We start from the raw sequence: 20,351 nt of genomic DNA, 5'->3' as shown, positions 1-20,351 counted from the left end.
ATGATGTCGAAAAAACGGATTGGCGGCTTAAGCATTATTGCGGCTTGCCTGTGCATTTACTTTAACGGGTTCGGGCAAACTGTCGCGGCAAAGACTCCGGTTAAACTGTATTTTGAAAAGGTATACCTGCATACCGACCGGGACTATTACAGTACAGGCGACGATATATGGTTTAAGGCATACCTGGTGGACGCGCAAACAAAAGTACCTGCCGGCTTCAGTAATAATCTGTATGTCGACCTGATATCGCCCGAAGCAAAGGTCATCAACTCCGAAATTGTGTACATGAACAATGGCTTTGGCAAAGGCGATTTTCATTTGGCCGATTCTATCCCTGCCGGTACTTACCGTTTAAGGGCTTATACCAACTGGATGCGCAACTTTGGCGATAACTTTATTTTTGAAAAATCGCTCACCGTTTCTAATACCCTTGTCGACAAACGGGGTGCTGTCGCGGTTACAGGTGGCAATACTAAAGGTATTGCAACTACACCTTCCACGTTGTTAAAAGGCAAATCGGCAATCCGGTTTTTTCCCGAGGGAGGTTCGATGGTGAGTGGTGTAACGAATATCGTTGCCTTTAAGGCCGAAGATCCTAATGGCAAAAACATTACAGTGCAAGCTGCCGTTATATCATCAACCGGCGATACCATTACGCACTTTAACAGCAGCGCGGCGGGGGTAGGGGTTTTTGTTTTTGTGCCCGAAGCGGGTAAAACCTATACCGCCAAAGGCGTATTTAACAATAACCAACCATTTACCGCAGCTTTGCCAACTCCTTTGGCAAAGGGGTATACCCTGCACGTGGGCGAGGCCGATTCTGCACATTTACGTATCATCATCGGCACCAACCAGGCCACTTTGGATGATAATCCCGATAAGGAAGTTACACTTGCTGCAAGGCATGCGGGTTTGCGGGTTTTGAACGCTTCCGTAAAGTTTGATGGATTGCAAATCAGTGCCACTTTGCCAAAAACGCAGTTCCCGGCGGGTGTTTCGAGCATTACTATTTACGATAAACAATTGCACCCGCAATGCGAGCGTTTGTTCTTTATTCCCGATTCGGTATCGTCAAAAGCGTTGTCCGTAAGCACTGATAAGTTATCTTATTCGCCAAAAGGAAAGGTTACCCTTAAAATTAAAGCAACCGACCCGGCAAATCACCCGCTAAAGGCCGATTTGTCGGTAGCTGTTGTTGATGGGACCGAAATACCGCAAGGGCAGGGGAACATCGTATCATATCTTATGCTGCAATCGGAAGTGCGGGGCAAAATAGACCACGCCGAAAAACTTTTTGATGTTAGCAATGCCAACCGCTTTAAACAGATAGATTTATTGTTGATGACACAAGGCTGGCGCGATTTTGTTTGGCGCCGTTTGGCCGATACATCGCTACGCATCAGTTACCCGGCTGAAAACGGATTTGCTTTGACGGGTACCTTGCGCGAAAAATTCGCGAATAAGCCAATACCTTTTACCAATGTATCGCTGACGGTTAAAGGTGCCGTCATAGGCCAACAGTATTTATCCAAAACCGACAGTGCAGGCAGGTATCTTTTTAAAGGCCTAACGGTAGTTGGTAAGCGGCCTATTACATTGGCATCGTTTGATGAAAAGCGCAATAAAGTTGGATGGCTGCAAATGGACTCGATAGACAAAAGCACGCCTCCGACGAGTGTTGTACGCCAATACACCGTGGATGTGGCCACCGAAACGGCTTTTTTTAATGCCGATGCCGTACGTTCGCGGGGCAAGCAAAGGCTTTCCGATACCATAAAACTGAACCAGGTAAACATCAGGGGCAGGAATTACGATCAGTTGTTCGATCAAACTACAACCAAATTCGGCTATCCCGATTTAAAATACGATATCTCATCCAAATACTATTTCTATAATTCGCTGCGCGATTTTATGATACACGAAATACCCGGCGCGCATGTAAACGGTGCGGATTCGGTATATTTTTTAGGCAACCAATTTAACGTAGAAACAAACCGCAATAGCCAGACGCAGATTATACCACGGTTTTTTGCAAACGGGCGCGAAGATGTGGACGACCTGAATAACGGTATGTACCTGGACGTGACCATGGACATGATTAATAAAGTAACCGTAAGGCACGTATTGGGGCAAACGGTTTCGGCCGCTAACAGCTCGGGATCATATGCCACAGGCTCAAACGGCGATGTGTTCATCGTTTTTCTGGATATCAAGCCTAATGCTTTCGATAAGGTACAGTTAAATACCGTCAGTTCGCATATCGATGGTTACTATGAGGCTCGTACCTTTTACAAGCCTTTGTACGATAACGGTAAAGACCTGAACAAGCCAGACATCCGCAGTACCATCCATTGGGAGCCAAACATTGTTACCGATGCCAATGGCGAAGCTACCCTTAGCTTTTTTAATGCCGACCCTAAGAGCAATATCCGGGTAGTAGTGCAGGGGATAACCGACAAGGGTGTACCGGTGTATGCCACGGGGAGTTATTTGGTTAAGTAGCCCCCTAACAATTTTTGAATTTGCATATGTGTAGATGAGAAAATGTGCAAATGTTTTTTGATAAAGCGCACAAAATTTGGTATCTTGTAGTGAATGACAAGTTGTCGATTATGGGCAATAACGATTTGGTAAAACACCCATAAATACCCATAACGATGGAAGACGGAACTGAAACTTTCGAAATAAAAAAAAGAATACCCATAAATACCCATGTACTAATTTGCACATTTACATATCGGCACATTTGCACATTAAAACAACACCCATAAATACCCATATGAAAGCCTTTGCCTGTTTGCTTATCAGCATGATTACCCTGTTGCCCCTTGCCCCAAAACCGCCTGTTAAAATATTTATGATAGGCGACTCGACCATGGCCAACAAATCGCCCGATGTTTTCCCGGAAACGGGCTGGGGGCAGGTGTTCGGCGAGTATTTTACCGGCGATGTTACTATTGACAACCGCGCCATGAACGGCCGCAGCACCAAAAGCTTTATCAACGAAAAACGTTGGGACTCTGTATTGGAAGGCCTTAAACCCGGTAACTATGTTTTTATAGAGTTTGGCCATAACGACGAAAAGGTGGAGAAACCCGGTGTAGGCACCACACTGGATGAATACCGGGCAAACCTGATCAAATTTGTTACCGAAACAAGAGAGAAGAAAGGTATACCCATACTAATGACGCCTGTGGCGCGCCGCAACTTTGTGAACGGTGTTTTGCAGGACACCCACGGCATGTACCCCGATGTGGTGCGCGAGGTAGCCACAAAGTATAATGTAGCTTTTATCGATATGCAGCGTAAAAGCGAAATGGTGATCAGGCAATTGGGAGATGAGCAATCAAAAGCCTTATGGAACTGGGTGGAACCGGGCAAATACAAATATTATCCCAACGGCATGAAAGATAATACCCATTTTAACCCAGCCGGCGCCCGGCGTATGGCACAATTAGCTATCGACGGCCTTTTTGACCTCGACCTGCCATTAAAAAATTATGTAAAGCAAGGGTAGGGAATGTGCATATGTGCAAATTAGAAAATGTGAAAATGATTGGTAAGAAATTAAAAAATTAAACAATTAATAGCATTTGCACATCCGCAAATTTACTAATTTGCACATCGTCAAATGAGGTAATGATCCATTATAGACTCAGGTATCCTGATGCCTTTATTGGTTTTGATATCGATCATCACAAAATCGAACCAGCCATCGGCGCTTATTTTTTCGGTCAGTTTGCTGATGATACTGAAGATGACACGGCAGCCACGTTCGTTGATGGTTTCGATAGCGGTACGTACGGTAAAATATTCGCCAAGGGTTAGGGCTCGTTTAAAGTTGATCTCTACGGCTTTTACCACCCAACCGTAACCTTGTTCCATAAAGGTTTCCATGCTCATGCCATAGCAATGCTCCATTTGATCGTAACGGGCGGCCAATACATAGTCAAGGTATTTGCTGTTATGCACGTGCTGAAACATATCGATATCATCAGGGCGCACGCGCAGTTCGGTTTCGAAGGTTCGGTAAAGGGAATTATGTGGCATAAAAATAAAATAAAGGTCAAAAGTAAAAATTAAAAAGTAATTGCCCAATCGGGCTGAGAATCAAAACCTTTAAAGGATTAACGCTGAAGCCTACAGGTTGTTTTATTTTGCTTTTTGGATTTTAAGTTTTGATTTATTTAGTTACCTTTGCACCCAATTAACAAAATTATTTAACGCTTTAATATTATTCAAGTAATGTATTTAAGTACTGAGTGGAAACAAGAGATTTTCGCAAAACATGGTGGCGCTGCTACCAACACAGGTTCAACCGAAGCACAGGTGGCTTTATTTACACAACGTATTGCACACCTTACCGGCCATTTGAGAAATAACAAGAAAGATTTTTCAACACAATTGTCGCTTCAAAAATTAGTAGGTAAACGCCGCTCGTTGTTGGCATACCTTTACAAAAAAGATATTAACAGGTATCGTGCCATTATCAAAGCTCTCGAGCTGCGCGACATTATTAAATAACTCTTTTGGTATTTTACTAAAAAGCCATCTCTTTTGGAGATGGCTTTTTTACTTTTGTCCGAATAATAAATCACAATAAAAACCGGCACATTCAAAAGATGAAAAGTGTGCCAAAACAAAAACAAAATGAGTTTAAACGTAATTAAAAAAATTATCGATCTTGGTGACGGCCGCACCATCGAAATTGAAACAGGTAAGCTGGCCAAACAAGCCGATGGCTCGGTAGTCATCAAAATGGGTGATACCATGTTATTGGCTACTGTAGTGTCATCGCCGGAAGCAAAAGAAGGAACTGATTTCCTTCCGCTATCTGTAGATTATCAAGAAAAATATGCTGCTACCGGTCGTATCCCTGGTGGATTTTTACGTCGTGAGGCACGTTTATCAGATTACGAGGTTTTGATCTCGCGTTTGGTTGACCGTGCATTGCGCCCTATGTTCCCTGACGATTATCATGCCGACACCCAGGTAATGATTTCGTTGATATCGGCTGATAAAGATATCATGCCCGATTGTTTGGCAGGTTTAGCCGCATCGGCAGCATTGGCTTGTTCTGATATCCCTTTCAACGGCCCGATATCAGAAGTACGCGTGGCTAAAATTGATGGAAAATTGGTAATCAACCCAACTTTAAGCCAATTAAAAAATGCCACATTAGAGTTTATAGTAGCAGGAAGCGAGCACGACATCAATATGGTGGAAGGCGAAAGCGCCGAAATACAGGAAGCAGAATTGGTTGAAGCCATTAAATTTGCCCATACTGCTATTAAAGTACAATGCTTGATTCAAAAAGAATTAACTGCCGAACTGAACAAAACTGTAAAACGCACCTATAACCACGAACACAGCAACGAAGAGCTTAAAAAAGCCATCTACGCTGCCACTTACGATCAGGTTTACGCTGTAGCCAGCGCTGCATCGGGTAAAGACGAGCGTTCCGCAAAATTCAAAGAAGTTAGGGATACGTATATCGCTACTTTAGGTGAGATAGATGACATCACTAAATCGTTAGCTAAAAAATACTATCACGATGTTGAGTATGATGCTATCCGCAACCTTGTTTTAGATGAAGGCAAGCGTTTAGATGGCCGTACCACCACTCAGATACGCCCGATATGGAGCGAAGTAGGTTATTTGCCTTCAGCTCACGGTTCGGCTGTATTTACACGTGGCGAAACACAATCGTTAACAACAGTTACCTTAGGTGCTAAGGATGATGAGCAAATGATTGATGGCGCGTTTATCAACGGTTACCAAAAATTCCTGCTGCACTATAATTTCCCAGGTTTCTCAACCGGTGAAGTTCGTCCAAACAGGGGAGCAGGCCGTCGTGAGATTGGGCACGGTAATTTAGCTATGCGTTCGTTAAAACGTGTATTACCAGCCGATGATCAAAACCCGTATACTATCCGTATCGTTTCTGATATTTTGGAATCGAATGGTTCATCATCAATGGCTACGGTTTGCGCCGGTACACTGGCTTTGATGGATGCAGGTATCAAGATCAGCAACCCGGTATCGGGTATTGCCATGGGTTTGATCACCAACGAAATGGGAACAAAATACGCTATCCTTTCGGATATTTTGGGTGATGAAGACCACTTGGGCGATATGGACTTTAAAGTAACCGGTACCAAAAACGGTATTGTTGCTGTGCAAATGGACTTGAAAATAAATGGTTTATCGTACGAGGTATTGACCAACGCGTTAAACCAGGCTAAAGAAGGCCGTTTACATATCTTAGGCGAAATGGCCAAAACCATTACCGCGCCTCGCGAAGACTTTAAACCACACGCTCCGCGTATTGTTGAACTGCGTATTGATAAAGAATTTATCGGTGCCGTTATCGGTCCCGGTGGCAAGATCATCCAGGAAATGCAACGCGAAACCGGTTCAACCATCTCTATCGAAGAGAAAGACAACCAAGGTATCGTTCAGATATTTGCCGACAACAAAGCCGCTATTGATGCTGCTGTTAAACGCATCCGCGCCATAGCAGCCAAACCCGAAGTTGGCGAAATTTACGAAGGTAAGGTTCGTTCGATTATGCCTTTTGGTGCATTCGTTGAGATCATGCCGGGCAAAGACGGTTTATTGCACATATCTGAAATTGACCACAAACGTATCGAAACAATGGATGGAATATTCAATGTAGGCGATGAAGTTCGTGTTAAATTGCTTGATGTAGACAAACAAGGTAAATTGAAACTTTCGCGTAAAGCGTTGTTGCCAAAACCTGAAGCTAAAGTTTAGTTAAACTTAACTTATATACCAAAAAGCCCTCATTACTGAGGGCTTTTTTTAGTTAGTGCCCTTATACGCCGGATTGTTGTTATTTATTTGTTTTTTTTTGAAAAATGTAAAACAATTGCATAAATTTTAAATTGTAAACAAAGCGCGTTATCAACTATATGTTAAAACTATTGTAAAACCCGATACCTTTTTTCATTAATGGCACTAAATCCTGACGATCCGCTACATTTTATTAATGGCCCAGTAGGGGATGACGATCAGCGCAAATCGGGTACAGATTTGATTACCGACCTTTTATACGAGATCATTAGGGTGAAGGAAATAATAAAATACTACGAGGCAATGCCCGAAGATGAAGGTGTCCTGGCCGCATCCATTTTAACGGAATTGGTGTCAGAGGCGCATCGGTCATTGGTTGACTATGATACGGTTTTGATGCGAAAGTATTACGAACTGCTTTTAAACTGCGATTGATCCCTCGTCCGGCCATTCCCTTAAAGCTAAAATTTGCGTAAGTTTGTATTATGGATCATCTGGTTTCCCCTTCAATTCTAACCGCTAATTTTGCCAACCTGCAAAAAGATATCGAAATGCTTAACCAAAGCGATGCCGACTGGATGCACGTTGACGTTATGGATGGTGTGTTTGTGCCCAATATTTCGTTCGGGTTCGCCATCATCAAACAAATAAAGGCATTGGCCAAAAAACCATTGGATGTTCACCTGATGATTGTTGATCCCGACAGATACCTGCAGGAATTTAAAGATGCGGGAGCTGATAATATTACTGTACATTTTGAGGCCTGTACGCACTTGAACCGAACTATTCAAAAGATAAAGGAATTGGGGTGCAGGGCGGGAGTGGCGCTGAATCCTGCTACACCTGTAGCCATGCTCGACGATATAATTGAGGATTTGGATATGGTATTGATCATGTCGGTAAATCCGGGCTTTGGGGCGCAAAAGTTTCTGGCGGGCACCTACAAAAAAATCACTGACCTTAAAAACATGGCGGCTGGGCGCAACCCCAACCTTTATATTGAAATTGACGGCGGCGTTGATCAAAACAACATCGAAAAATTGGTAAAAACAGGTGCTAATATATTGGTTGCCGGTAATTCGGTGTTTTCTTCAAGCAATCCAAATAAAGCGATATCTGCATTGAAACATTTCGAAAAAATGAACGGCTAAATCTGTGTTCAAACAATCAATTTTTTAGTGTAAAAATTGAAATAATTAGGTGCACCCAATCCCAATTTATTTAACTTCGTGCCATTAAAAAAATGAAAAAAGCAAGTTTTTTTAACATTTAATAAAAATTATACAAAGCCTATAGTTTTAATTTGCATTTTTGTAAAAACTTTGAGCAATTGTATAGCAAAAACATAAATATGAAACATAATTTTGGTGCCGGTCCGGGCATTTTACCACACGAGGTTTTGAAACAGGCAGCCGCAGCTGTTGTCGATTTTAATGGAATTGGTTTATCTATTCTCGAAATATCGCACAGGTCGCCGGAGTTTGAGGCTGTATTAGATGAAGCCGTTCGTTTGGTAAAGGAACTATTTAATGTACCCGAAGGATACTCCGTATTGTTTTTACAAGGCGGTGCCAGTACCCAGTTTGCTATGGTGCCATACAACTTATTACCGTCTGATGGAAAAGCCGCCTATGTGGAAAGTGGCGTGTGGGCTAATAAGGCGTTGAAGGAAGCCAAATATTTTGGTGGTGTGGAAGTGATAGCGACAGCTAAAGAAGATAACTTTAAACATATCCCTAAAGATTTTGAAGTACCTGCTGATGCAGCTTATCTGCACCTTACTTCAAATAATACCATTTATGGTACACAATTGCACTCTTTTCCAAAATCATCTATTCCGGTGGTCTGCGATATGTCGTCTGATATATTCAGCCGTCAGATCAACGTAGCCGATTTTGGTTTGATATACGCAGGAGCGCAAAAAAATATGGGGCCTGCCGGAACAACTTTGGTAATTGTTAAGAATGACATTTTAGGCAATGTCGACCGCAAAATACCTGCTATGTTAAACTATCAAACACAAATTGAAGGTGGTTCGATGTACAACACCCCGCCGGTATTTGCCATATACGTATCTATGCTAACCCTACAATGGCTTAAGGCTAAGGGCGGCGTACCTGCGATCGAAAAAGAGAACAACGCCAAGGCGAAAGCGCTATATCAGGAAATAGACCGCAATCCATTATTTAAAGGCGTATGTGTTCCCGAAGACCGTTCGGCTATGAATGTTTGTTTTGTTACTGAAAACCCTGAGCATGAAAAACCATTCCTTAAACTCTGCGAACAAAAAGAGATAGTAGGTATCAAAGGCCACCGCAGCGCGGGAGGTTTCAGGGCATCTATCTACAACGCATTACCCATTACCAGCGTACATGTGCTGATTGACGCCATGCAGGAATTTGCAGAGAAGAATAAAGCATAGTAAAGTGGTTGATTAAGTTGAGAACTTACTTTCAAAACTTAGTCAACCAAATCAACCGATAAACTTTATAAACCACAATGATTAAAATATTAGCCAACGATGGTATCGACCCTGCAGGCAAAGCTTTGTTAGAAGCAGCAGGTTTTTTTGTTGATACTTTAAATATCCCCCAAGACGAATTACCAGCCAAATTAGGCGCATATGACGCAATAACTGTTCGCAGTGCCACAAAAGTGCGCAAAGCCCTGATAGATGCCGTGCCAACGCTGAAACTAATTGGCCGCGGTGGCGTAGGGATGGACAACATCGACGTTGAATATGCCAAAGAAAAAGGCGTGGCTGTGTATAATACGCCTGCTTCGTCGTCATTATCAGTTGCCGAACTCGTATTTGCGCACCTGTTTACAGGCGTCCGTTTTTTGCAAGACAGTAACCGCAAAATGCCTGTTGAAGGCAGCACCAAATTCAACGACCTCAAAAAAACTTACGCTAAAGGCGTTGAGTTGCGCGGAACAACCATTGGTATACTTGGGTTTGGCCGTATCGGTCGTGAGGTGGCTAAGGTAGCTATTGGTTTGGGTATGGATGTATTGGCTTACGACCTTTTCCCTTTCAATCCTGAAGTTGAAGTGACTTTAGGTGGTGGCTTAGTTGTGAAAGCAACCGTTAAGGCGGCAACCAAAGAAGAAGTGATTGCTAATAGTAATTTCATAAGCATACACACACCGTTTACCGACAAGCCTGTTTTAGGCGCTGAAGAATTTGCGGCGATGAAGAAAGGCGTTGCTGTAGTAAACTGCTCACGCGGCGGAACCATCGATGAACTTGCATTAATTGAAGCTTTAGACAGCGGTAAAGTAAGCTTTGCAGGTTTAGATGTGTTTGATAATGAGCCAACACCTCGCGAAGAAATATTGAAACACCCTAAAATATCATTAACACCACATATTGGAGCTTCGACCAACGAAGCTCAGGAACGCATTGGTGTTGAACTTGCCAATTTGATTATCGATTTCTTTAAGAAATAATAACCTCATTTGTTATTCTAAAACAAAAAGCCCGGAATACCGGGCTTTTTCAATATAATTAAGTTTTTACTGCTGTATTGTGAATAAACCGACCACATTGGCGGTATCGTTTGCTGCCACCAAAACTTTACCCGTAAAATTACCCGACATGTACCCTTTGTTAACATTGATACTATCGATTGTAGCTGTTCCGTAGTTTTGGCTCGATGTAGTTAATAGTGTACCCGATTTCTCTAACACTGTAAGGGCAAGGTTGGTCAGGGTAAAGGTGCCTTTGGCATTGCCGCTAAACTGTATTACACAACTTGTATACTTTTTGCCGTTCTTGCCGGTAACGGTAGTTTGAGGGGTAGTATAGCTGGTGAAAGAAACCGTATCCGACGGCGTAGCTAAAATATGCGTAGTATCGCCTTGGAGGTAAAATTGCATCGTAGCCGATTTAACTGTGGTAGTTGTTGATAAAAGATGCCCGGCCTCTTTAGCACACGAAGCAATGGCGGCAATACCAAAAAAGGCGAGTATGAGGTAAACAACCAATCTTGCAGTAATATTTCTTTTCATGATACCAAATATAGCAATCAAAAACAACAATTAAAATGGTTAACGTTCTTTGTACGTATATAGTATAGTGCCAGGTTGCAATCTTTTATAAATCATAAACCACACCTTTTTGCGGTAGGGTAACCTTATAGCCATCTGGTTGAAGCGCGGCTGCCAGTGCCTGCATGCTTTCGGTTTCGCCATGTACCAAAAAAACATTCTTAAGTTGTTGTGCATCTTGCTGTTTGATGGTGTTCAACAGGTCATCATGGTCGCCGTGTGCGCTAAACAGGTCCGTTTTTTTGATGGTGGCATATACCGCCAGGTCGCGGTCGCGGATGTGTACGATTGGGTCCCCGCGCAATAGTTTGTAACCCAATGTACCCTTGGCACAATAACCTATAAATAAAATGGTGCAGTAGTAATTCTGTATGTTGTGGTACAAATGGTCCTGTATACGGCCGCCCTCCAGCATTCCGGCTGAGGATATGATGATACAAGGCTCAAAATAATTGGATACCTGCCTGCTTTCGTGCAGGTTTTCAACATAACTTAAATTATCAAACTCAAACTCATCGCCTTTGCGGTTATAAAAATCGTGTGCTTCTTCGTTCAGGAGGCTATGGTATTTCCTGAAGATGCCAGTTGAAGCGGTAGCCATCGGACTGTCAACAAAAACCTTAACCGGCGGCAACAATCCGCTGCTGAAAATCTTATTCAACGAAAACACCAATGCCTGGGTGCGCCCGATGCTGAATGCCGGTATAATCAATCTGCCCGACTCTTTGATACAAGCTGTACTGATCACATCTACCAAAGTTTCCTCTATGGTTTTGTCTTTAGTATGATAACGGCCTCCATAAGTCGATTCTGATACGATATAATCAACTTTGGGCAGTTCCTGCGGGTCATTCAGTACGGGGTAGTTTTTTCGCCCTATATCGCCTGTAAAGGCTATCTTTTTTTCGATGCCCCCGTCATTTATGGTAAATATGGCGGCTGCGGCGCCGAGTAAATGCCCTACCGGAATAAACTCCAGTTCAATATCGCCGTTAATGCGGAACGGGCGGTTAAAGCCAATGGTTATAAATCGTTCTACCGTATCCATTACATGCTTTTGCAGGTAGAGCGGCTGCCGGCCCTGGCCCGGCCTTTTGCGGTTATGCTTGCGCGATTTCTCCTCCTTCCGCATAAATATGTTCACCGAATCGAGCAACAACAGCTCGGTGAGCTCGGCGGTAGGTGGGGTACACAATATCTGCCCGTTAAAACCCATACGTACCAACGTTGGCAAATTGCCTGAGTGGTCGATATGCGCATGTGTAAGCACCACCACATCTATTTCCTCCGGCCTGAACGGGAAATCCTCGTTCAGCATTACATGATGGTCCTTTTCGTAATCAAGCCCGCAATCAACCAGTATTTTGTATTTTCCTATCTCGAGCAGGTGCATGCTCCCGGTAACCTGTTGCGCCGCACCGTGTATGGTCAGTCTCATTCAGTATCTTGTATCCTGTTTTTTGTTGCAATATGATGAAAAAGCCGCTCATATTGAACAATGTTAGCATTTTATGTTGGGCTGCCCAACGGTGCGGTAATTTTAAAGCAGACCATCCAAGAAATTATTGTTCAGTTAAAATCCGCTCATGCCAGGCTTTTTGTGGTCGGCTTTCGGGATAACCAAAAGCCTCGCGGAATATTTTGCGCTCGCAGGTAAAGTTCCACCATTGCTTTTTGCTGCCGGGGTTGTTTGCATAATGCACCACCAGCCTAAACTGGTCTTCAACACAGGGGTCGGTCCAAACACCCATCAGGCGTTCGTGCTCGTTCAACAATTGCGCGCCGTCTTTGTCTTTCAGTTCGGCAATGCTGAAATAACCCATGTCCACCAAATCCTGTGCAAATATCGGCCCTACCGAAGGAATGCTTTGAAACTCAATATGTGCCAAAATACATTTGGCCCGGTGCAGGGTGGTACTCAGTATCATCGCCAATTCGTCGGCAGCGTAATGGGCTAGCTCGCTTATGCGTATGCCCGCGTTTTTGAGCAGTATCTTTTCAGTATCGGTCAGGTCGAGTTTGGGTGTTTTCATGGTATTGCAAATTTGTTAATCAAAATCCCGACAGGGGGGGGGGGGATTTTGTAAGATTATTTTACTTGATATTGTTACTTTAAGCTCGATAAATTATGAAAATCATAATTATCTGGCCCTTACTTAATTCTTTACAATATCGCGAAAACGGAGCGTATATGCAAGCGGCGCAGGTAATTTCTGTATCATATTATTGTGGCATATCATGGTTTAAATGGCTATATTTGGTATAACCAAACATAAACCGCTCTTATGCATTTCACTGCAAAGCGTTTAATTTTCCTGTCTTTTATATTGGCGTACAGCTTTACCCTCCGCGCGCAGGACAAACCCTCGTTCAAACTCTTTTTCGAAAAAGTATACCTCCATACAGATCGTAACCTGTACGCCCAGGGCGATACGCTATGGTTCAAGGCTTATCTTGTAAACGCCCAGAACAACCAGCCTATTGGCACCAGTGGCAATTTGTATGTCGATCTGATTGAGCAGGACTCGGCCAAAATCATCAACTCCGAAATCATCCGCATGGACTTCGGCACAGGTAACGGCGATATTTCATTATCCGATTCCATTCCTTCAGGCAAATACACCCTGCGCGCCTATACCAACTGGATGCGAAACTTTGGCGACAATTTTGTTTTTGAAAAGGAGATAACGATCCTCAATACAACAACCAAAAAAGCGGATACTGTTGCTGCCAGCAATAAATCCGCCAACAAAGCGACTAAAACAAGCGCGGCAAAAGTTCCAGCCATTGTTCATATTCCCGTTGCACGCTTTTACCCCGAAAGTGGTTCATTGATAACCGGCGTCAGTTCCATTGTCGCTGTAAAAACCGAAGACCGTTTTGGCAAAGGTATCCCGGCAAAGGGGGCGGTATTAAGTTCGGCAGGCGATACGGTGGCGCATTTCAGTTGCGATACTTTAGGGATGGGTTTGTTTGTGCTTTTGCCGATGCAGGGGCAAAACTATCACGCCATCATCAATACCAAAAACCAACAAGGCCTGAACGCCGATTTGCCACAACCTTTAACCAAAGGCTTTTCTATCCGGGTAAGCCATTCCGACTCCTTAACCAACGTTATCATTAGTTGCAACGATGCTGAATTTGCCGAAGTAAAAGGTCATAGCTTTGCCTTATCGGGAAAACATGGCGGCAAAACATACTTCAATAAAAATATACAAATAAATGACAGTCAATCGCTTATCAGGATAGACAACAACCTTTTGCCAGACGGCATCACCGCCATCACGCTAACCGACGACCAGAACAAACCCCACTGCGAGCGTTTGGTTTATATCAACCACAAATCCGTACCGCTGACCATCATAACCGACAAAACGGAATATCAATCGAAAGAAAAAGTTACCGTCGACATCAAAACCAACGGCGGCAAAGCCAACATTTCAATGGTCGTTGTGGATGCGGGAATCGTCCCCGTGCAGCCCGAAAACATCCAATCCTACCTCATGCTGCAATCGGAATTGAAAGGTGAGATAGAACAGCCAAACCGCTATTTCGATACCACCAACGTAAACCGCCATAAACAACTCGACATGCTGCTGCTAACCCAGGGCTGGCGTGATTTTATATGGCGGCGATTGGCCGATACGGCTATCAGGATTAGTTATAAGGCGGAAGATGGATTTGATATTGTAGGAAAGGTTCGTCAAAAGTTAGCTGATAAAGCAATGCCGGATCTGAATATCACACTCAATGCTTTCAAAGCCAGAGGGACAAAAATATTTACTAACAAAACAGATTCAATAGGCCATTTTTCTATTAATAACGTTCTATTATATGGCCCGCAGGTAATTAAATTGACCACGAGCAATAATGTGGGGAAAAGGGTTGGCTGGATTACTATCGATTCGCTATTTAAGCCATTATCGGGAATAGTTCCCCATTCGAATAATGTCTTAGACTCTGGCTACTCTTCAAATGAAGTATTTTATAAAAGGCTTGCGGACATAAAAAACGGAAAGATTAAGGGTTCGCGGGTTTTAAAGGAAGTAACCATTAAAGCCGATAAAAGGGTAATGATAGGGGATATTATTGGCGTCCATTTCGGCTATCCGGACGAATTTTTTAACATTGAAAAAAAAGATTACTATTTTGAAACTTTAGATAATTGGTTAGCACATAATTTAAAGAACGCGATAGTTATGGATACCCCCGGAGTGGTGTTTTACGGGGTCGAACATCATCATGTTAGAAACACATACATCGAATCTCCTGGGTACCATAAAGTTTATCCACATTTTGTTATTAACGGGCAAGAAGTTTACACACTAAGCAGGCCCGTTATTACAGACGTTGTTACAGATTATGAATTTGATCATATGATCGATGATATGTATATGCCTTATTTCACCTTACCAATGGACAAGGTAAAACAAGTTGTTTATAAACATTTGATGGGTCCGGGTGGGGAAGATTTCTATATGATTTACTTAACTATCACTGATGATGCGTTCGAAAAACAGGATTTTGGTTTGGTTACAACCCAAGTAAAGGGTTATTATCAATCCCGCATTTTTTACAAACCCCTATACGATAGCCCGAAAGACCAAAGTAAAACCGACCTCCGCACTACCATTCATTGGGAACCAAACATAATCACCGATGCCAACGGCCATGCAACAGTAAACTTTTACAACGCCGACCCCAAAACCAAAGTAAGGATTATTGTAGAAGGCATAAAAGCCACCGGCGGCCCAATAACCGGCACGTCAGTTTATACGGTGAAATAAAAGTAAGCAAAAGTCTCTTCACCCATGAACCAGTGAACTAATGAACCAATGACTACTGCGGGTCAGCAGCAGCCTTATTATCCTTCCCTCCAAAAACCGAGAAGTGTACATAACGTTTCGGGTTGGCTTTCAGGTCGATGAGTAGTTTATTGAGGTTGTTGGTAGCGTCGCTCAGGTTGTTGTAAACCGTTTTATCGTTCAGCATTAAACCTATCGAGCCATCTTTACTGTTCATTTTAGCAATGGTAGCTTGCAGGTCGGCTACTGCCTTGCTGGCGTTGTCGAGCGTTTGTTTGATGTTCGATTTGGCAATATCGTCGCTTATCTTGTTAAAGTTCGCCATCGTACCCGTCAACGATTTGTTGCTGGTTTTCAGGCTCGTTGTAATGTCTTCCACATTGGCCATAATATGGTCAATATGGGCGCTTTGCGCACCTACGAGGGCATCTACCTTTTTGGTTGTACCTTCCAACGACTGCAGCGAGTTGGCAATACTGGTAAAGCTGCGGTCAACATTCTTTTGGAACTTGGGGTTCATAATATTGTTCACCGAAGTTAATATTGAATCCATTTTGGCCACAATGGCTTCAGCCTTTTTTTGTACCGGCTCCAGGCTTTCGGCAATGCCGCCTTTTATATCGGCGCGGAGGGTATCTTTGTCGGGCGCCATTTCTTTGCTGGTGCCCAGTTCAAATACAATGGCTTTGCCGCCCAGCAGGTCAGTACCTTCCAATTTAGCTAAAGTGTTTTTCGGGATATCGTATTTCGAGTCTACTTTCAGTTCGCAAAGTGTGCGCCCGTCGGATAGTAAAGTCATATTCGATACCCGGCCTATCGGGAAACCGTTTACCAATACAGGTTTTGATATGGCAAGCCCGTCAACCGAATTATAAATGGCATAAAACCTGTTCTCGTTCGAAAAAACATCATTGCCCTTTAAAAAGCTATACCCTAAAAGCAGGATAGCTAATGATACAACTGTTAATGCGCCGATTTTGGTTTCGTTAGATATTTTCAAAATGATGTGTGTTTATGGGTTTTGGTGGTGTTTGTTTTGGCTTTTTTCAGTCAAATGGGTTCAATCTCCTTTTTGTAATTGATGATGGCCCGCACAATTGATGCCACAATTTGGTTCTGCCCGTCTTCCGAGTTCAAAAAGTCTTCTTCAGCAGGGTTATCAATAAACCCGGTCTCTATCAATACCGATGGCATGGCAGTATGGCAAAGCACGTGTATGCTTTGCTCTAAAACACCATCGCTTGGCCTGCCGTCGGTTTGTACAAACTCATCGTTTACCAAATTGGCAAACAGGATGCTGTTTTTGCGGTATTTGGCCTTAAAAGCGTTTAGTATAATCATTTGCCCCGGGTCGGTAGGGTCAAAACCCAGGTTGGGACCGCCTTTGGTATCTTTTTCATCAAATAAATTCTCGCGAAGGGCAGCGCCTTCTTCCTTATCGCGGCGAAGAATATACACCAACTCTAAAACGCCTTTGCCCGAATGATCGGGTATGCGTACTTTTTTGCCATGTACAATGTGTATTTTTTCGGGCAAGGCATTACAATGGAGCGATATAAACAGATCGCCCTTTGCTTCGTTGGCAATATCGGCCCTGGCTTGCAGCGATACACCATCGGGAGTAGTACGTGTCATCACTACCCTGACATCCTTTATTTCTTTTTGTATGGCTTTTTGCAATTTAAAGCCTAATGCCAGCGTTACTTGTTCTTCGGTAGAATATGTGCCTTTGGCGCCGGTATGGCCGCCGTGTCCGGGGTCTATTACTATTGTGCGTACACGGAAATTATTAGTAGTATCTTTTTTAACAACAGGGTAATATGCGTAAACATGCGATGCTGATAAACAAAGGATTACCCATAAACAACAAATCAATCTTTTCAATGCCTTATTTTTCATTATTTTTGAACCGCGAATAAACATTTTCTGCAAAAATACTATTCATAATCAATTTTGAAATTTATCCGTCTTTTTTTTATCGTACTACTTCTTCTAAACACCCCTGCGTTTGCCGCATCGTATAACTACGTAAAAACAGGTGGTTATAGTATAGCCCGCGATACCATTGTGCAGCTGGATACTGCTAAAGATAGGAAACTATTAAGACAAAGGCGAAAAAAACCATCAGACGCAAGTAAAATTAAAGCACCGGCCGATACCGGAAAGAACAAAAAACCTGCAGTAAACTCTGAAATAAAGGCACATTCGAGTGATAGTACCTCCGCAGACAATGTTAACCAAATAATCTATTTAAAACACGCGGCGCGTGTCTCGTTCGAAGATATTTCCTTAGACGCGGAGTACATCCGGTTAGATAAAAAGAACCATCTGTTATTTGCCAGCGGGCTGATAGACCCTAAAACCAAAGCTTATATAGGCAGGCCCATATTTAAACAAAAAGGGCAGGACCCAATTATCGCCGACTCGCTTATTTTTAATTATATCACCAAAAAAGGGAAGATATATAACGTTGATTCAAAACAGGATGAAAATTATGTTTCGGGCGGAGTGGCCAAACGTTTGAACGATAAAGAAGTGGCGTACCATAACGTGCTGTTCAGTACCTGTAACAAACCATATCCTAATACCGATTTCGGTATTGTGATTACCAAGGGTATTGCCGAGCAGCACGTCATCATTTCGGGTCCGGCTTATCTGGAAATAGAGGGTGTACCTTTACCGCTGGCCATTCCTTTTGGCTTTTTCCCCAAGCCCGACCAGCGCACCTCGGGTTTTATCCTGCCAACCTTTGGCGAAGACCAGCAACTGGGTTTCTACTTGAAAGGCTTTGGTTACTATTTGGCCTTTAGCGATTACCTCGACATGTTAAACACGGGCACTTATTATTCTAAAGGCTCGTTCGATTTGAATACAACGTCGCATTATCTTAAACGTTATAAATACCAGGGCACATTTTCTTTTAGTTATGGTTCGCATAAATATGGCCTCGAAACCGACCCGGCATCAAAGGATTTTAATATTCAATGGACGCACACTCAGGATCCGGATGCACACCCGGGCACCAATTTTTCGGCATCGGTAAATGCGGGCACCTCTACTTTTTATCAAAATTCGCCTGCGCAAACTAATTATAACTTATTGGCCTTAACGCAAAACAACCTGCATTCCAGTATATCGTATGGGCATACCTTTGCCGGTACGCCGTTCAACTTTACCGCCAACTTATCGCACAGCCAAGACCTTACTGCCAAAACTGTAACCCTCGAACTGCCAACCTTTAGCTTGAACATGACTACCTTAAGTCCGTTTGCTACAAAAGATCAGGTAGGGCCGCAAAAATGGTATGAGCGTATCACCATCGGCTATAGCTTACAAGGTACCAATAAAGTAACCTCTGTACCTGAAAATCTCTTGTTTACAAGCCAAACTTTAAGCAAAAGGTTTCAAAATGGGTTTAACCAGAGCATACCGCTCAGCTTAAGCCTGCCTATACTTAACTATTTCCAGTTTAACTCAAGTGTCAACTATAATGAGGTCGATTATTTCCAGACCATCCGCAAGCATTTTGCACGTGGCAGTGTTTCGGGTATGGATTCGTTGGTTACAGATACTGTGCCGGGCTTCAGAAGGGCAGGTTATTATTCGCTGTCAACAGGTCTTTCTACTAAGGTGTATGCTACCAGGTATTTTAAAAGCGGCGCCTTAAGGGCTATCCGGGCGGTAATGACTCCCTCGGTGAGCTTTCAATACCGTCCGGATTATTCGAATCCCAATACCGGATACTATCAAACAATTGTAAGCAATGCCACCATACCTTATCCTTCCACCTATCAAACATATTCCATATTTGAGCAGGGTGTTTATGGGGGCCCTGGCGGGGGCAAATCTGCCGGGTTGGCCTTTAGTTTAGATAATACCGTTGAAGCGAAGATTAGGGCAAGCAAAAATGATACTTCGCAAACAGAACGTAAGATATCGATTCTGCAAGGCTTGTCGTTCTCCACTTTTTACAATTTTGTAGCCGACTCCATGAAGCTTTCGCCCATTAGCTTTTCGGGCCGCACGGCTTTTTTCCACGATAAGCTAGCCATTAGTTTTGGTGGTACCCTAAATCCTTACGTTAATCAGGTGCGCGACTCGGTAACCAACGGGCAATTGATCCGCTACGCGCATCCTATCAATCGCTATACTTTTCAGGATGGCAAGCTGCCTACATTAACCAACTTTAACCTGTCGACAGGCTTTAACTTCAATTCAACGGCACTACATCAGCCGGCAGGCACCAGCGGTCAGCAACAAGTACCTAATAACACGCTGAACGGAATGACAAAGGAACAAGCTGTCAGGCTGGCTATGCTCAACTCGGATCCAAACGCCTATATCGATTTTAACATACCCTGGAACATCAGCATGAGCTATAGTTTTTCGTATAATAACACAGGCGTGTCTACTTTTATCAGTAATACGCTTAATTTTAGCGGCGATGTCAGTGTTACCCCGGGCTGGAAGATTCAATACACTTCCGGGTACGATATAAAAGCGGCAAGGTTTAGTGCTACCTCGCTTTCGCTATACCGCGATTTACATTGCTGGGACATGTCGTTCCAATGGATACCCTTTGGATATTATAAATTTTATAACGTTACTTTAAAGGTAAAAGCCTCTATCTTACAGGATCTTAAGATCAGTAAACGTAAAGACTACTATAACAACAACTAA

General features: G+C 43.2%; 16 protein-coding genes. 10 read left to right on the top strand and 6 right to left on the bottom strand.

Going from position 1 to position 20,351, the window contains the following annotated elements:
* Together QZX97_RS14880 and QZX97_RS14875 are read left to right on the top strand one after the other, a co-directional pair.
* A complete protein-coding gene (locus QZX97_RS14880) occupies nt 1–2,502 on the top strand; it encodes an MG2 domain-containing protein (protein ID WP_295649596.1) in 2,502 nt (833 codons plus the stop codon).
* A 277-nt stretch (nt 2,503–2,779) separates the two neighbouring features.
* Entirely contained in the window at nt 2,780–3,517 is a 738-nt protein-coding gene (locus tag QZX97_RS14875; protein WP_295649593.1) for a rhamnogalacturonan acetylesterase, read from the top strand.
* Nucleotides 3,518–3,627: 110 nt separating this feature from the next.
* On the opposite strand, the gene QZX97_RS14870 is transcribed toward QZX97_RS14875, so the two are convergent.
* Nucleotides 3,628–4,050 carry an acyl-CoA thioesterase gene (locus QZX97_RS14870; RefSeq protein ID WP_295649589.1) on the bottom strand — a complete coding sequence of 141 codons (423 nt, stop codon included), beginning with the start codon at nt 4,048–4,050 and terminating at the stop codon, nt 3,628–3,630.
* A gap of 195 nt (nt 4,051–4,245) precedes the next feature.
* Here QZX97_RS14870 and rpsO point away from each other — a divergent pair, with 195 nt between their 5' ends.
* From rpsO to QZX97_RS14840, 6 genes are all read left to right on the top strand, one after another.
* Nucleotides 4,246–4,524: a 30S ribosomal protein S15 gene (rpsO, locus tag QZX97_RS14865; protein ID WP_295649587.1), complete on the top strand. Its 279-nt coding sequence runs from the start codon at nt 4,246–4,248 to the stop codon at nt 4,522–4,524.
* Between the two features lie 126 nt (nt 4,525–4,650).
* Nucleotides 4,651–6,777, top strand: a complete 2,127-nt coding sequence (gene pnp, locus QZX97_RS14860) for a polyribonucleotide nucleotidyltransferase (protein WP_295649586.1) — start codon at nt 4,651–4,653, stop codon at nt 6,775–6,777.
* Between the two features lie 198 nt (nt 6,778–6,975).
* Nucleotides 6,976–7,251, top strand: coding sequence for a hypothetical protein (locus tag QZX97_RS14855; RefSeq protein ID WP_295649585.1), 276 nt, complete (start codon nt 6,976–6,978; stop codon nt 7,249–7,251).
* A gap of 50 nt (nt 7,252–7,301) precedes the next feature.
* Nucleotides 7,302–7,967 carry a ribulose-phosphate 3-epimerase gene (gene rpe / locus QZX97_RS14850; protein WP_295649582.1) on the top strand — a complete coding sequence of 222 codons (666 nt, stop codon included), beginning with the start codon at nt 7,302–7,304 and terminating at the stop codon, nt 7,965–7,967.
* A 200-nt stretch (nt 7,968–8,167) separates the two neighbouring features.
* Nucleotides 8,168–9,238, top strand: coding sequence for a 3-phosphoserine/phosphohydroxythreonine transaminase (gene serC, locus QZX97_RS14845; RefSeq protein WP_295664748.1), 1,071 nt, complete (start codon nt 8,168–8,170; stop codon nt 9,236–9,238).
* A 77-nt stretch (nt 9,239–9,315) separates the two neighbouring features.
* Entirely contained in the window at nt 9,316–10,266 is a 951-nt protein-coding gene (locus QZX97_RS14840) for a D-2-hydroxyacid dehydrogenase (protein WP_295649576.1), read from the top strand.
* A gap of 66 nt (nt 10,267–10,332) precedes the next feature.
* Here the strand turns inward: QZX97_RS14840 and QZX97_RS14835 are convergent, their stop codons facing one another.
* From QZX97_RS14835 to QZX97_RS14825, 3 genes are all read right to left on the bottom strand, one after another.
* Complete coding sequence (locus QZX97_RS14835; protein WP_295649575.1) at nt 10,333–10,827, bottom strand: hypothetical protein; 495 nt, start codon at nt 10,825–10,827, stop codon at nt 10,333–10,335.
* 85 nt (nt 10,828–10,912) lie between these two features.
* Nucleotides 10,913–12,304: an MBL fold metallo-hydrolase gene (locus tag QZX97_RS14830; RefSeq protein WP_295649574.1), complete on the bottom strand. Its 1,392-nt coding sequence runs from the start codon at nt 12,302–12,304 to the stop codon at nt 10,913–10,915.
* Between the two features lie 124 nt (nt 12,305–12,428).
* On the bottom strand, nt 12,429–12,899 hold the full coding sequence (locus QZX97_RS14825; protein ID WP_295649572.1) for a helix-hairpin-helix domain-containing protein: 471 nt from the start codon (nt 12,897–12,899) through the stop codon (nt 12,429–12,431).
* Nucleotides 12,900–13,151: 252 nt separating this feature from the next.
* On the opposite strand from QZX97_RS14825, the gene QZX97_RS14820 reads away from it, so the two are divergent.
* Nucleotides 13,152–15,653 (top strand): hypothetical protein, encoded by a 2,502-nt coding sequence (locus QZX97_RS14820; RefSeq protein ID WP_295649569.1) that lies wholly within the window; start codon nt 13,152–13,154, stop codon nt 15,651–15,653.
* Nucleotides 15,654–15,705: 52 nt separating this feature from the next.
* Here the strand turns inward: QZX97_RS14820 and QZX97_RS14815 are convergent, their stop codons facing one another.
* A complete protein-coding gene (locus QZX97_RS14815) occupies nt 15,706–16,671 on the bottom strand; it encodes an MlaD family protein (RefSeq protein WP_295649566.1) in 966 nt (321 codons plus the stop codon).
* A 50-nt stretch (nt 16,672–16,721) separates the two neighbouring features.
* Entirely contained in the window at nt 16,722–17,570 is an 849-nt protein-coding gene (locus tag QZX97_RS14810; protein WP_295649564.1) for an N-acetylmuramoyl-L-alanine amidase, read from the bottom strand.
* Nucleotides 17,571–17,624: 54 nt separating this feature from the next.
* Here QZX97_RS14810 and QZX97_RS14805 point away from each other — a divergent pair, with 54 nt between their 5' ends.
* Entirely contained in the window at nt 17,625–20,351 is a 2,727-nt protein-coding gene (locus tag QZX97_RS14805; protein ID WP_295649562.1) for a putative LPS assembly protein LptD, read from the top strand.

The organism is uncultured Mucilaginibacter sp. (genome assembly GCF_903893715.1).
GTDB lineage: Bacteria > Bacteroidota > Bacteroidia > Sphingobacteriales > Sphingobacteriaceae > Mucilaginibacter.
This window is presented reverse-complemented; position numbering and strand designations above follow the sequence as displayed.

Excerpts from the sequence above, each read along its gene's own strand:
- QZX97_RS14835 (WP_295649575.1), bottom strand. The coding sequence starts at position 10,827 with ATGAAAAGAAATATTACTGCAAGATTGGTTGTTTACCTCATACTCGCC.
- QZX97_RS14870 (WP_295649589.1), bottom strand. The coding sequence starts at position 4,050 with ATGCCACATAATTCCCTTTACCGAACCTTCGAAACCGAACTGCGCGTG.
- QZX97_RS14820 (WP_295649569.1), top strand. The coding sequence starts at position 13,152 with ATGCATTTCACTGCAAAGCGTTTAATTTTCCTGTCTTTTATATTGGCG.
- pnp (WP_295649586.1), top strand. The coding sequence starts at position 4,651 with ATGAGTTTAAACGTAATTAAAAAAATTATCGATCTTGGTGACGGCCGC.
- serC (WP_295664748.1), top strand. The coding sequence starts at position 8,168 with ATGAAACATAATTTTGGTGCCGGTCCGGGCATTTTACCACACGAGGTT.
- QZX97_RS14840 (WP_295649576.1), top strand. The coding sequence starts at position 9,316 with ATGATTAAAATATTAGCCAACGATGGTATCGACCCTGCAGGCAAAGCT.
- QZX97_RS14810 (WP_295649564.1), bottom strand. The coding sequence starts at position 17,570 with ATGAAAAATAAGGCATTGAAAAGATTGATTTGTTGTTTATGGGTAATC.
- QZX97_RS14830 (WP_295649574.1), bottom strand. The coding sequence starts at position 12,304 with ATGAGACTGACCATACACGGTGCGGCGCAACAGGTTACCGGGAGCATG.
- rpsO (WP_295649587.1), top strand. The coding sequence starts at position 4,246 with ATGTATTTAAGTACTGAGTGGAAACAAGAGATTTTCGCAAAACATGGT.
- QZX97_RS14875 (WP_295649593.1), top strand. The coding sequence starts at position 2,780 with ATGAAAGCCTTTGCCTGTTTGCTTATCAGCATGATTACCCTGTTGCCC.
- rpe (WP_295649582.1), top strand. The coding sequence starts at position 7,302 with ATGGATCATCTGGTTTCCCCTTCAATTCTAACCGCTAATTTTGCCAAC.
- QZX97_RS14825 (WP_295649572.1), bottom strand. The coding sequence starts at position 12,899 with ATGAAAACACCCAAACTCGACCTGACCGATACTGAAAAGATACTGCTC.
- QZX97_RS14880 (WP_295649596.1), top strand. The coding sequence starts at position 1 with ATGATGTCGAAAAAACGGATTGGCGGCTTAAGCATTATTGCGGCTTGC.
- QZX97_RS14855 (WP_295649585.1), top strand. The coding sequence starts at position 6,976 with ATGGCACTAAATCCTGACGATCCGCTACATTTTATTAATGGCCCAGTA.